This is a genomic window from Nocardia higoensis, assembly GCF_015477835.1.
Taxonomy (GTDB): domain Bacteria; phylum Actinomycetota; class Actinomycetes; order Mycobacteriales; family Mycobacteriaceae; genus Nocardia; species Nocardia higoensis_A.
In genome coordinates this window covers 382799-395582 of sequence record NZ_JADLQN010000003.1, presented here as the reverse complement: position 1 = coordinate 395582, position 12784 = coordinate 382799, and the positions used below count along the sequence as shown (strand labels likewise).

Genomic DNA, 12784 nt, shown 5'->3' with positions numbered 1-12784 from the left:
GAGCAGACGCCGGTCGCGCGGATGGCGCGGCCGGCGTCTGGTTCGAAGGGGTCGGTCGATCAGTTCCAGTCGCCCAGACCGTCGCGGGCGTTCAGGGTGCCGCCCGCGGTGTTCTGCACGATGACCGGGTCGCCCTTCTGGGCGTTCTCGAAGAACCAGCGGGCGTCCTCGGTACTGACGTTCAGGCAGCCGTGGCTGACGTTGGATACGCCCTGCTGAGCCACCGACCACGGCGCGGCGTGCACGAAGATGCCGCTGTTGGAGATGCGGGTCGCGTACTCCACGTCGAGCTTGTAACCCTCGGGCGCGTCGACCGGCACACCGTAGGTGGAGGAGTCCATGACCATCTCGCGATGGCGTTCGCCGACGATGTAGGTGCCGTTGGGGGTCTCGTGGCCGGGCTTGCCCATCGAGGTCGGCATGGTCTTGATCACCTCGCCGTTGCGGGTGATGGTGATGGTCTTGGTGGTGTCGTCGGCGGTGGCGATCAGGGCGTCGCCGATACGGAACGCGCTGGTCGTGCCGCCTGCCTTGACGAAGACATCGGTGTTGGCCGGCCAGAACTCGTTCGGCTTCCAGCGGACCTGCCTGTCGCTCCACCAGTAGAAGTGGCCGGGCGCCTCGTTCGAGGAGGTGATCTCGATGGCCTTCTCCGCGACGGCGCGATCGGCGATCGGCTCCTTGAAGGTGATGATGATCGGCTGCGCCACGCCCACCGTCTCGCCGTCGGCGATGTTGATGTTCGGCGGCGCGAAGTTGGGCTGCGGCTCGGGTTCGCTCACCAGCGGTGCGGTCGACCCGAGGTCGACACCGGGGATCAGCGGCTCGGCGTGGGCCGGAGCGATGATCAGCGCGCCCGCGGCGGCGATCGACGCGGACAAGAGGACGCCCTGGCGAAGCCGGTAGGACAGCCGGTCTCGCGTCGGCAGCGACCTGTTGTTCGAAGCGGCATGCATTGGTAAATCGTCCATTCCATCCGCCCGCGCGGAGGCGCGGGAGATTTCCTCGGTGTGGCGCCTCGACGATCCCCTGAGGCGGAGAGCTCCCGAGTGGATCTCCCCAGGGGGTCGATCACGTGCGGGTTTCGCGAAGCAGGTCCACGGGTATTGATGCGGGACCGGGATCTGTCACCGGGCCCGCGGGTATGACGGCCCGACCGCGTCCATTCCTACCCTCCGCGCCCGCCCCGGGGCCACTCGTCGCCGATGGTCATGCGTCACAGTGGCGATGAGTGATCGCTGTCACAGAAGTTGTTGTCCGGCAGGGATTTCGGTGAAAATCGCCGGTCACACCCTCGCCCGGTGGTCGCGCGGACCGTATGCCGTACGTTCGGTTTGCGGGCAGACGGGACGGCGTTGTGAGGCATATCACCACCCCTTGTCCGGTCGCCCCCGGCGCATCGAGTCGAGCGCGAGGGCATCAGGAGGCGGGTGGGGTGGGCGTCCAGTTCCCGAAGGGCGTCGCCAGGCAGCTCGCGCCGCTGGTGGTGTTCCAGGCGAAGGCGCCCGCGCCGAGGCAGACCACCGTGCCGTCGGCGGTTCCACCGACCTCCGCGCGGGAACCTTCGAAGGCGATCGCCACCGCCACCTGCTGACCGTCGTACGGCACGGGATCGGCGACCGAACTCAGCGCCATCGCGTCGGGGCCGAAGCCCAGGGCGATCGGGATGCCGCCGAATCCCTCGCTGGCGCCGACGCCGCCCGCCGCGCCGAGACCGAACGCCGTCGCGCCCATCGCGGCGTAGGCGTATCCCACCCCGTCCGAGCCCGTCGCCAGCGCGAGCCCTCGCTCGTCCGTGGCAGCCCGGCACCCGGTGCCGCCCTCGATGCGGGTGAGGTCCGCGCCGCGCTCCGCGGTGCAATGCAGAGGGGTTGCTGAGGCTGTCGCCGGTGCCGTGACCGCGGTGCCCAATGCGGCGGCCGAGCAGATGACCGCCCTGATCAGGTTCATGAATGGCCCCTTTCGCGCCGTGGTCACCACCATACCCAGACAGATTGCTGGAGGTGTGTCGGCGCGGGTGAGGGGGTCCGGGCCTACCGGTGACTCGACGGTGACGGCGCGGGTGGTGTATGCATGGCGTGGTATTTCCGCTCAGCTCGTCATCTGCGGGTCAACAGGCCGGGTGTGAGTTCGGAGCGTTACAGCTCGGGAGGACTGTACGTGTCTCGTCAATTGTTATCCGGTCTCGCGCTCGCGGTGGGCATCACCGTCGCGGCGTTCACACTGTCGGCCTGTGGGTCGACCATCGACGGCCGCGCCCAGCCCGCCGTCGGCGGCACCATAGATGCCGTCACCACCAGCCCGCCGCCCAAGTCCGGCCCGCCGAAGTCGAGCCCGCCGCGTACGACGACGGAGGAGGCCGGGGACACCGACTTCCAGGCCGAGATCGGTGACTGCGTGACCCTGGGCGGCACGACCACCGATGCCACCATCGCCAGGGCGTCCTGTGGCAGCCGCGCCTCCAACTACAAGGTCATCGACAAGACCACCCTCAGCGCGCTGTGCCCGGCCGATCGCGACAACTACTACGCCGAGACCCTCAACGGCCTGGAACAGGGCGCGTTCTGCCTGGACATCGACTGGGTGATCGGCGGCTGCATGGACATCGGCGGCGAGGACCCGCAGCGCATCGACTGCAGCGAGTCCGGTCTGCAGCCGGTGCGGGTCGACGAGATCGTCCAGGGTGTCGGCGATGTGAGCGCCTGCGACACCGGCTTCGGGTTCGAATACACCGAGCGCCGGTTCGTGGTCTGCGTCGAGGAGTTGTAGGGCCCGGTCCGGGGGGAAGCGGGTCGACGACAAAGGAGCGGACCGAAAGGTCCGCTCCTTTGTCGTATCAGCTGGTGACCGGCCGGATCAGATGGGCCGGAAGCCCGCGCCGATGTCGCCGCGGCGGTTGAGATCGTCCATGATCGTGGTCATGTTGGTGCCGACCTCGGGGCCGAAGCACGCGATGGCCAGGTAGGCGTTCACCATGCCGACCAGCGTCGATCCGACGACCACCGGCGCGCCGGAATCGCCTTCCACCACGCACATCTGTGCCCAGGTCTCCATATTGCTGCCGAAGATATCGCCGTAGGCCAGACCGCAGGTGTTACCGGTGGTGCGGCCTTCCTTGCAGACGATCATCGGGAACTGGGCGGGCGCGCCGATCCCGGTGATGGTCACATTGCCGATCCGGTTGACGGGGGTGATCGAGCCGGGCTGGAACTGGATCACCGCGTAGTCGAGGGTGGGGTCGGAGTAGACGAAACGGCCGACCACGCCGGCGCCCGGATCGGTCTCCGAGTACACCTGCGCGCCCGCCTCGCCGCAGTGGCCCGCCGTCAGGCCGACCAGCCTGCCCGCGTTGTCGTAGCCGACCGTGGTGACGGTGCACTCGTACATGTTGTCGACGATGATTCCCGAACCGCCACCGATCACCGGCGCGCCCGGGTCCGCCACCGCGGTCCCTGCGCCCGTCCCGAGCAGCGCCGCGCCCAAGGCCACGGCGAGGACGGCGTTGGCCGCCTTGGCGAGTTTGCTGAACATGTCCCTCCAGATGTCGGAAGCCCGCACGATATCAATCTGTCGCATTCATCGTGTCAGTATTCGGTCTCGGTCGCGTCTCGCCGGAGGTCACGGCTTGTACCCCGCTCACCCGGCGTGTCATAGCGTATCCGTATCAAAACGGTGGATCCGGCGCGTGTCATCGATATTCCACGCCGGTTGTGCGGTATGTCCACAGCATTCGGATACGGCAATAGATTTTAGATGACTATTTTCCATGCAATTCCGCCGACTCAATTGCTCGAGCCCATATCGCCGGGCTGGAGCTGCCATGTGTGCCCAAAAATTCTCGGTTTTCGGTTGCTTCGCCGTGGGCGCCACTGTGGCGTCTCCCAGTCTTTTAGGGCGAGTGATCGCAATCTATGACTGCGATCACATGTCAGTGGTGTGTTGAGAACTACTCCGTAGTAAGGTGCCTCAAGCAAACAAGTCGTCGGGGTTGTCCAACCGGCGTCGAGAGGGGTTAGCCAGTGCAGTCGACCAAGAGTCCTCCCGGAGGAGGATCCCGCATAAGTGAAGCGGTCGATTGGACGAGGGCCTATTGGGAAGACCACCCGAAACGGTCGCTGGAGACCTTCGGTCGCCAGATCACCATGGGTATCTCGGCGGTCGCCGAGTTGTTCGTCGCTATCTTCCGTGGGCGGTTCCCCTTCGGAGAGTTCGTCCGCCAGTGCGCGTTCATGGCGAATGTGGCCGCCGCTCCCACCCTGCTGGTCGCCATCCCGATCGGCGTCATCGTCTCCATCCAGGTCGGCGCGGTCGCCGGCCAGGTCGGCGCCACCTCGTTCATCGGCGCGGCCAACGGCCTGGGCATCGTCCAGCAAGGCGCGCCGCTGGTCACCTCGATCATGATCGCGGGCGCGGTCGGCTCGGCCATCTGCGCCGACCTGGGCTCGCGCACCATCCGGGAAGAGATCGACGCCATGAAGGTGATGGGCGTCGATCCCATGCGCAGGCTGGTCGCCCCCCGGCTCGGCGCGGCGATGCTGGTCAGCGTGCTGCTGTGCGGCTTCGTCGTCTTCGTGGGATTCCTGACCGGCTATGTGTTCAACATCTTCGCCCAGGGTGGCACCCCCGGCTCCTACATCGGCACCTTCTCCTCGTTCGCCGTCACCAGGGACCTCTTCGTCGCACTGGTCAAGTCGATGATCTTCGGTCTGCTGGCCGCGATCATCGCCTGCGACACCGGTCTGAACACCCGCGGCGGCCCCGGCGGCGTCGCGAACTCCGTCAACTCCGCTGTGGTGAGCTCGGCCATCATGCTCTTCGGCGTGAACCTCGGGATCACGCAGATCTACAGCGCCCTCTTCCCCCCACAGGTGGTCTGAGCCGGTGTCGTCGACTTATGTGCCGCCGCTGCTGCGGCCGCTATATCAACTCAAGAAGACCGCGCAGGCTCCGGTCGACCTGCTCGCCCGCATCGGCCACCAGGTGTTCTTCTTCCTGCGGTCGGTGGGCTCGATCCCCCTGGCGCTCAAGCACTACCCCAAGGAAGTGTGGCGCCTGCTCACCGATGTCACCTGGGGCAACGGCAACCTGGTCGTCGGCGGCGGCACCATCGGGGTCGTCATCATCCTCAGCGCCTTCGGCGGAATGACCGTCGGCATCCAGGGACACACCTCGCTGAACCTGCTCGGCCTGAGCCCCATCACCGGCGCGATCTCGGCCTTCGCGACGACCCGCGAACTCGGCCCGCTGCTGGCCTCGCTGGCCTTCGCCGCCCAGGCGGGCTGCCGATTCACCGCCCAGCTGGGCGCCATGCGCATCTCCGAGGAGATCGACGCGCTCGAGTCGGTGGCGATCCGGCCGCTGCCCTACCTGGTCAGCACGCGCATGTTCGCCGCCATCGTGGCCATCGTGCCGCTGTACTGCCTGGGCCTGGCGGTCGCCTACATCTCCTGCTCGCTGACCGTGCAGATGATCGGCGGCACCGCCCCGGGCACCTACTCGCACTACTTCTACCAATTCCTGATCCCGACCGACGTGCTCTACTCGCTGCTCAAAGCGATCGTGTTCGTCGCGATCACGACATTCATCCAGTGCTACTACGGGTTCTTCGCCTCCGGCGGCCCGGAGGGCGTCGGCGTGGCGGCCGGCCGGGCGATCAAGATGTGCATCATCCTGGTCGTGTTCGCCGATCTGTTCATGACCTTGGCTATCTGGGGCGTCGACCCCGGAATCCGGATCTCGGGGTAAGGGCGAGATGATCATCGATCCCAGTGGGCGCGGGCCCACCATGCGGCAATTGCTGATCGCCGGCGCGTGCGGACTAGTGGTCTTCGCGGTGGTGCTCGGCCTGCTGATGGCCCGCTACCAGGGCTATTTCGTGCCCAAGGTCAATGTGACGGCCAATCTGACCACCACCGGTGACGGTCTGCCCTCCGAGGCGGACGTGAAGTTCCGCGGTGTGCTCGTCGGCGCCGTCGACGAGGTCGAGGTGGCGGCCAAGGGCGAACTGCAGAAGGTGCAGATCGAGCTGAAGCCGGAGTACGCCGACAGCATCCCGGCCAATGTGACCGCTCGTGTGGTGCCCAGCAACCTGTTCGCGGTCACCTCCGTCGAGTTGGTCTTCAACGGGCCCTCCGACACCTACCTCGAGGAAGGGTCGGTCATCGAGGAGGACCGCAGCAAGGGCACGATCGCGCTGCAGGACACGCTCACCACGGTGCGCGACATCCTGGAGAAGATCGACCCGGTGCAGTTCGGCCGTGTGCTCGGCACGCTGTCCCAGGCGCTCGACGGCAGCGGACGGATGCCCGGCTCGACCGTCGAGCGGCTCGACCGCTGGGTCACCGCGGTCGACGAGTCCATTCCGGACCTCGGCGTGCTGCTCACCGACTTCTCCAATTCTTTCGCCGCGCTCAACGAGTCGGCTCCGGAACTGGTCGACGTGTTCGGCGATTCGGTGCTCACCGCGCGCACCATCGCCGACCGGCGCACCGAGCTGATGGCGCTGATCACCGGCACCAGCGGCACCATCGACTCGGTGAACACCCTGTTCGCGCGCAACCCCGACGCGGGCAAGCAGATCACTGCCGGCACCGCCGACCTGTTCGGCTCGCTGGCCGCGGATCCGTCCGCGATCACCCGCTCGCTGCTGAACCTCAGCGAGTCGCTACGCAAGCTGGACGCCGTCTTCCACTGGGGTCCGGCGAATCAGATGGTGTGGGACGCCGGCATCACCCTGACGCCGTACAAGCCCTACACGGTCGAGGACTGCCCGCGCTACGACGAGATGGCGGGCCCGAGTTGCGCCACCGCCCCCGCGGTCGCCGAGCTGCCGCCGTTGCCGGAGAAGCTGCGCCCGCGCGCGTTGGATTCGGCCCGGGGGCTACCGCCCGCGGTCCCGGTGCCCGGCCTGCCGCTGATCCCCGGCATGACGGGGTTGGAGTCCCAGGTCGTCGCGCCGAACGGTCAGGGAGCTCCCGTCCCGTTCGCGGGCACGCCGCTGGAAGGCATCATTCCCGGCCTGCCCGCACTGCCCGGCCTGCCCGCCCTGCCCGGGCTGACCGCGCCGCAGCCTCCGGCCGAACCCGCGGGTGATCCGGCGACCGAACCGGCCACCGACCCCGAGGCGGTGACGCCGCAGCAGGCGGGCGCGATCTCCTTCCGCGGTGACGACGCCATCGCGGTGCTGCTCGGCCGCCAGCCGACCGCCGCGGAGTACCTGCTGCTCAGCCCGATCCTGAAGGGCGGAACCATGACCGTGTCCGAGAGCGGGGAGCGCTGATGAGCATCCGTAAACCGCTGATCGGCTTCAGCATCTTCGCGCTGGTCTCGATTCTGGTGACCGTGGTCGTCTGGAACACCCTGGCCCGCACCGTCGCGGGTGGCACGAACACCTACACGGCGATCTTCACCGATGTGCTCGGCCTGCGCGAGGGCGACGACGTCCGGATGGCGGGCGTGCGCGTCGGCAAGGTCGAAGGCATCGAACTCGTCCGTGACGACGACAACGCCTCGGTCGCCGAGGTGACCTTCGTCGTGCAGCGTGACCAGACGATCTACGAGGACACCAAGGCGCTGGTCCGCTACCAGAACCTGATCGGCCAGCGCTACGTCGCGTTGGAGCCCGGCGAGGAGACCTCGCCCGCGCCGCTGGCGAACAAGGGCACCATCCCGGTGGACCGCACCGAGCCCTCCTTCGACATCTCCGGTCTGCTCAACGGGTTCCAGCCGCTGTTCCAGGTGCTACAGCCCGAGCAGGTCAACCGCCTGTCGGAGACGTTCATCCTCGCGCTGCAGGGCGACGGCGTCTCGCTGAGCTCGTTCATCGTCCAGGCGGCCCAGCTGGCGACCGATTTCCAGCGCCGCGACGCGATCCTGTCCGATGTCATCGCGAACCTGTCCGGGGTGATGTCGGGCCTGGCCAACCGGGGCGAAGAGCTCGAGACGCTGGTGACCCAGACCAGGGCCCTCATCGGCGGACTCTACGACCAGGGGCAGTCCCTGCTCGCCTCCACCGAGACCGTCGCGGCCGCGACCACCGACCTGGTCGCCATGGTCGATCGCATCCAGCCCGGCCTGGAGCTGGCGCAGAACTCGACCACCGCGGCGCTGAACATGCTGCTCTACAACGGCGCCAAGCTCGACCAGGCGGCGGTCGACGTGCCCAACCTGCTCGCGGCGGCCGGTCGGCACACCTCCGAAGGCGCCTACGCCAACGCCTACCTGTGCGGCCTGGACGTCTCCCTCTACGGCGTGCTCTTCCCCCGCGGTCTGTTCTCACAGATCGGCGGCAACTCCCATTCGGCGGTGTGTGGACCATGATCGCGAAGATGAAGCGCCGCTTCGACGGCAACCGGCATTTCTGGCTCGGCATCATCGGTGCCGTGGTGGTGGTGGCCCTGCTCGCGGTGGCCAGCGTGTTCCGCCTGCTCGGCGTCGGCCAGCAGGAGATCGAGGCCGAGTTCGTCCAGGCCGCGGGCATCAAGGTCGGCGACCGGGTGAACGCGGCGGGCGTCGCGGTGGGCACCGTGGCCGGCGCGGAGATCGAAGGCGATCACGTGCTGCTCACGTTGAACATCGACAAGAGCGTGGAACTCGGCCCCGACGCCGGCGCCTCGATCAAGATGGCGACACTGCTCGGCGCCCGCTACGTCGATCTCGAGCCCGGCGACGGCTCGGGTCTGCCCGGCGGGCGGATCCCGGTCTCCAACACCAGCGTTCCCTACGATCTGGCCGACGTGGTGCAGATCGGCACGCCGAAGTTCGAGGCACTCGACACCGAGCAGCTGGCCGAGTCGCTGAACGTGATCAACCAGGAACTCGGGGACACCCCGGCGCTGACCGCCCAGGCGCTCGACAGCGTCGGCGCGCTGGCCAAGACCATCGACACCCGGCGCGAGCAGGTCGACCAGCTGCTGAAGGACTTGGACCGGGTCACCGAGATCCTAGCCGACAACCGCAACAGCCTGCTGCTGGTGATCACCCAGGGCGAGGCCATCGCCAACCGGGTGATGGAACGCCAGGATCTGCTGCGGCAGCTGCTCGACAACGTCGCCGCGCTGACGCGCCAGCTCGAGGAGATCGGCGCGGCCAACGACGACCAGCTCGGCCCGACCCTCGCCCAGCTCAACACCATGGCCGAGGGCCTGCAGAAGAACAAGGACAACCTGGACCGGATGCTGTCGATCATGCCGCCGTCGGTGCGCTACCTGGCCAACTCGTGGGGTGGCAGCGGCCCGTACGGCGTGGTCGCGGTGCCGTGGCTGTTCCCGGACAACTGGTTGTGCTTCGCCCAAGTCATCGAGGGGTGCCAGTGATGAAGACCGCCACGACGGCGAAACTCCGGCACGCGGCCAAGGTCGCGGTGATCGGCGTCGCCGCGCTCGCCCTGGGCAGCTGCTCGCTGCTACCGGACGCGGTGAATCCGTCGGCCGACACCCGCATCACCGCCGACTTCCAGAACATCGCGGGCATCTTCGTGGGCAATCCGGTGACGGTGCTCGGCCTGCAGGTGGGCACGGTCGAGAAGATCGTGCCCAAGGGCACTCTCGTCGAGGTGCATCTGTCGATCGACTCCGATGTGAAGATCCCCGAAGACGCCGAGGCCGCGATCATCTCGCCCTCGATCGTCACCGACCGCCACATCGAACTCACCCCGGTCTACACCGGCGGCGAGGAACTGGCCGACGGCTCACATCTGCCGCTGGCGCGGACTCGTACCCCCGTCGAGCTGGACACCCTGATCAAGACCATCGACGAGTTCGCCGCCGCGCTCGCCCCGCAGCCGGGTTCGGAAGGGATCGGTCCGCTCTCGGGCCGGGTGCTCTACCCGATGCTCGACGGCAACGGCGCGAAGATCCGCGACACCCTCAACGCGCTCTCCGGCGCGCTGAAGGTCGGCATCGACAACAAGGACGCCATCTCCAACATCATCGTGCGGCTCAACGAGCTGACCACGATGCTGGCCGAGAACGACCAATCGGTGCGCGATTTCAGCAACCGGGTCACCCAGATGACCGGCCTGCTCGCCGACCAGGCCCCCGGCCTGCAGGCGACGCTGGATCAGCTCAACGCCTTCCTGGCCAACACCTCCACCACCCTGGGCGACTACCAGGGCGAACTGCAGGGCACCTTGACCGGCCTGACCAACGTGACCCAGCAACTGCGCGACAACGCCTACGAAGTCACCGAGGTCGTGGACGTGGCGCCGCTGGCGTTGCAGAACATCGACCGGATCGTGAGCCGCGAGCACCAGTGGGTGCGCCTGAACGCGGCCATCGGCACCTTCCTCAGCGGTGAGATCGTCAGCCTGTTCTGCGAGCGGCTGCAAATGCGCGAAGACGGTTGCCGCACAGGCAATGTGCAGGACATGGGCCCGGACTACGGTCTCACCGCCGCACTGCTCGGACTGACGAAATGACGAACCGAATGAGCAACAAGGCACGCCGGGCGCTGATCGCCCTGGCCGCGGTCGCCGGAGTCGGCATCACCTCCGGGTGCAGTCTCACGGTGGAGGATCTGCCGCTGCCCAAGCCAGGGCAGTCCGGGGACACCTACACCCTGCACGCGGTGTTCGAGAACGCGCTGAACCTGCCTGATCAGGCGAAGGTGAAGATCGGCGGTTCCGATGTCGGTGTGGTCTCCAACATCAGGACCAAGAACTTCCAGGCCGTCGTCGATCTGACCATCGACAGCGATATCGAACTGCCCGAGGGCAGTACCGCCGAACTGCGCCAGGCGACCCCGCTCGGCGACGTATTCGTCGCGGTCTCGAAACCGGTCGCCGAACCGGGCACGCCGATGCTCTCCGACGGCGACACCCTGACTTTGGAACAGACCTCCGCGGGCGCCACCGTGGAGCAGTTGCTGATCTCGGTGTCGCTGTTGTTCAACGGCGGCGGCGTGGCGGCGCTGTCCAAGATCGGCGCGGAACTCGATTCGATCGTCGGCGGTCGCGGTGAGCAGCTCGGCCATCTGATCTCCGAGCTGACCGGTGTGATCGGCAGCCTGAACGAGAACTCCGCCCGGGTGGACGCCACCCTCGATCAGTTCCACACACTGGCGGGCACGCTGGAGAGCAGGCGGGCCGAGCTCGGCGAGGTCGCCGACACGCTGCCGCAGATGATCGGCGCCATCGCCGAGAACAACCAGGCGATCGGCGAACTGCTGACCAAGTTGTCGACGGCGAGTGCGGCGATCGGCGACTACTCGGTCACCTCCGGCGAGCAGCTGGCGAGCCTGCTGGAGAACACTCACCAACTGATGAACGCGCTGGCGGCGACCGGCAGTGAGTTCGAGGTCATGCTCGATCGCATGCACGAGATCCGCCCGAAGGTGGACGCCACCTTCCGCGGACGCAGCTTCTCGGTCTTCGCCACCGCGACGAATCTGGACGTGAGCGCGCTGACCGACCCGGCCAACGCCGGTCTGTGGGACCTCAACGATGTCGCCGACTTCACCGGAAGCATGCTCCAGGTGCTGCAGCTGGTGCAGAACCGGGTCGAAGGGGGACAGCGATGAAGCTGTCGCGCACGCAATGGCTCTCGGCCCTTGGTCTGCTGCTGATACTGGTGGTCGGCGCCAGCTACCTCGCGGTGGCGGTCATGCGGTTCAACCCGCTGCGCTCGGAGTACTCGGTCACGGTGAAGCTGGACCGCTCCGGTGGCCTGCAGCCGGGCAACGACGTGACGCTGCGCGGTTTCCGCGTCGGCAAGGTCGATTCGATCGAATTGATCGACCGCGGTCAGGCCATCGCGGCCGTCGCCAGGATCGACAGTGACTACGAGATCCCGGTCGACACCATGGTGTCGGTGCAGGCGCTCTCCGGCGCCGGTGAGCAGTACATCGATTTCCGGCCCGACACCGAGGACGGTCCCTACCTCGGCGACGGTGATGTCATCGAGTTCGACGCCGAGCGGGTCAAGACCCCCACGCCGATCTGGTCGGTGCTGGACAACTCGAGTGCGCTGATCTCCCAGATCGACCCGGACAAGTTCAGCGTGATCCTCGACGAGCTCGACATCGCGCTCAGCGGCGGCCCCGATCAGCTGCGCGGCCTGGTCAACGGGATCTCGCTGGCCACCGCGGGCCTGGACTCGCTGCTGCCGCAGACGACCAACCTGATCACCAATCTGCGCACGATCGCCGCCACCACCTCGCAGGCGCAGCCGGACCTGGCGACGCTCACCGCCAACTCCGGCATGTTGTTCGAACAGTTCAACAACGCCAACGCCGAGGTGCAGCGGGTGCTCGACCAGGCGCCCGACCAGCTCGCCCGGCTCGGGGCGGTGCTCGACACGACCACCGATCCGATGACCGGCCTGGTCACCAACTTCGTCGCCATCACCAGGGCGGCGCAGTTGCGGCTACCCGCGCTGCGCGCGCTGTTCCCCTCGCTCGCGGCGGGCGTCGAGGCGCTCGGCGTGCCCGCGGTCAACGGTGAGTTCCGCGCCATGATCGACATCTGGCCGCGTCCCTTCTGCACCTACGACACCGAGGTGTACCGCAACGAAGTGGTGCAGGACGGCGCGATCCCGAAGTGGAACTACTGCGTGAATCCGCCGCCCGGACAGCAGATCCGCGGCGCGGCCAACGCGCCTCGCCCTGATGTGCCGAACAACGGCGCGCAGATGCCGCCGGGGGTGGATCCGCACGAACGGACCCTCCCGCCGGTGCGGTGAGCCGACCCGGACCGTGGGTGTTCACCTCGGCCCGGCATACTCGCCGCCAGAACGGGCACGGTCGCACTCCGAGCGCGGCCGGCCACCCGATCGGCGCTTTCACGCGC

General features: G+C 67.4%; 12 protein-coding genes. 9 read left to right on the top strand and 3 right to left on the bottom strand.

Annotated features, from left to right (window positions below):
• Window positions 1–59 precede the first annotated feature (59 nt).
• Window positions 60–956 carry a L,D-transpeptidase gene (locus IU449_RS19670; protein WP_195003567.1) on the bottom strand — a complete coding sequence of 299 codons (897 nt, stop codon included), beginning with the start codon at window positions 954–956 and terminating at the stop codon, window positions 60–62.
• Window positions 957–1419: 463 nt separating this feature from the next.
• Entirely contained in the window at window positions 1420–1950 is a 531-nt protein-coding gene (locus IU449_RS19665; protein WP_195003566.1) for a DUF6764 family protein, read from the bottom strand.
• Window positions 1951–2160: 210 nt separating this feature from the next.
• On the opposite strand from IU449_RS19665, the gene lppU reads away from it, so the two are divergent.
• Window positions 2161–2769 carry an LppU family putative lipoprotein gene (gene lppU, locus IU449_RS19660; RefSeq protein WP_195003565.1) on the top strand — a complete coding sequence of 203 codons (609 nt, stop codon included), beginning with the start codon at window positions 2161–2163 and terminating at the stop codon, window positions 2767–2769.
• A gap of 87 nt (window positions 2770–2856) precedes the next feature.
• Here the strand turns inward: lppU and IU449_RS19655 are convergent, their stop codons facing one another.
• A complete protein-coding gene (locus IU449_RS19655; RefSeq protein ID WP_195003564.1) occupies window positions 2857–3531 on the bottom strand; it encodes a S1 family peptidase in 675 nt (224 codons plus the stop codon).
• A 527-nt stretch (window positions 3532–4058) separates the two neighbouring features.
• On the opposite strand from IU449_RS19655, the gene IU449_RS19650 reads away from it, so the two are divergent.
• Genes IU449_RS19650 through IU449_RS19615 form a run of 8 tightly spaced genes read left to right on the top strand, consistent with a single transcriptional unit; the run spans window position 4059 to window position 12677 of the window.
• A complete protein-coding gene (locus tag IU449_RS19650) occupies window positions 4059–4877 on the top strand; it encodes an MlaE family ABC transporter permease (RefSeq protein WP_195003762.1) in 819 nt (272 codons plus the stop codon).
• Between the two features lie 4 nt (window positions 4878–4881).
• The gene (locus IU449_RS19645; protein ID WP_195003563.1) at window positions 4882–5745 is read left to right on the top strand and encodes an ABC transporter permease; all 864 of its coding nucleotides are present in this window, start codon (window positions 4882–4884) and stop codon (window positions 5743–5745) included.
• Window positions 5746–5752: 7 nt separating this feature from the next.
• Window positions 5753–7279: an MlaD family protein gene (locus IU449_RS19640; protein WP_195003562.1), complete on the top strand. Its 1527-nt coding sequence runs from the start codon at window positions 5753–5755 to the stop codon at window positions 7277–7279.
• On the top strand, window positions 7279–8319 hold the full coding sequence (locus IU449_RS19635; RefSeq protein ID WP_195003561.1) for an MCE family protein: 1041 nt from the start codon (window positions 7279–7281) through the stop codon (window positions 8317–8319). The genes IU449_RS19640 and IU449_RS19635 overlap by 1 nt, the downstream gene beginning before the upstream one ends.
• Entirely contained in the window at window positions 8316–9314 is a 999-nt protein-coding gene (locus IU449_RS19630) for an MCE family protein (protein ID WP_195003560.1), read from the top strand. Before IU449_RS19635 ends, IU449_RS19630 begins: the two co-directional genes overlap by 4 nt.
• On the top strand, window positions 9314–10417 hold the full coding sequence (locus IU449_RS19625; RefSeq protein ID WP_195003559.1) for an MCE family protein: 1104 nt from the start codon (window positions 9314–9316) through the stop codon (window positions 10415–10417). The genes IU449_RS19630 and IU449_RS19625 overlap by 1 nt, the downstream gene beginning before the upstream one ends.
• 8 nt (window positions 10418–10425) lie before the next feature.
• Window positions 10426–11517, top strand: a complete 1092-nt coding sequence (locus IU449_RS19620; RefSeq protein WP_195003558.1) for an MCE family protein — start codon at window positions 10426–10428, stop codon at window positions 11515–11517.
• Window positions 11514–12677 (top strand): MlaD family protein, encoded by a 1164-nt coding sequence (locus IU449_RS19615; protein ID WP_195003557.1) that lies wholly within the window; start codon window positions 11514–11516, stop codon window positions 12675–12677. The genes IU449_RS19620 and IU449_RS19615 overlap by 4 nt, the downstream gene beginning before the upstream one ends.
• Window positions 12678–12784 lie beyond the last annotated feature (107 nt).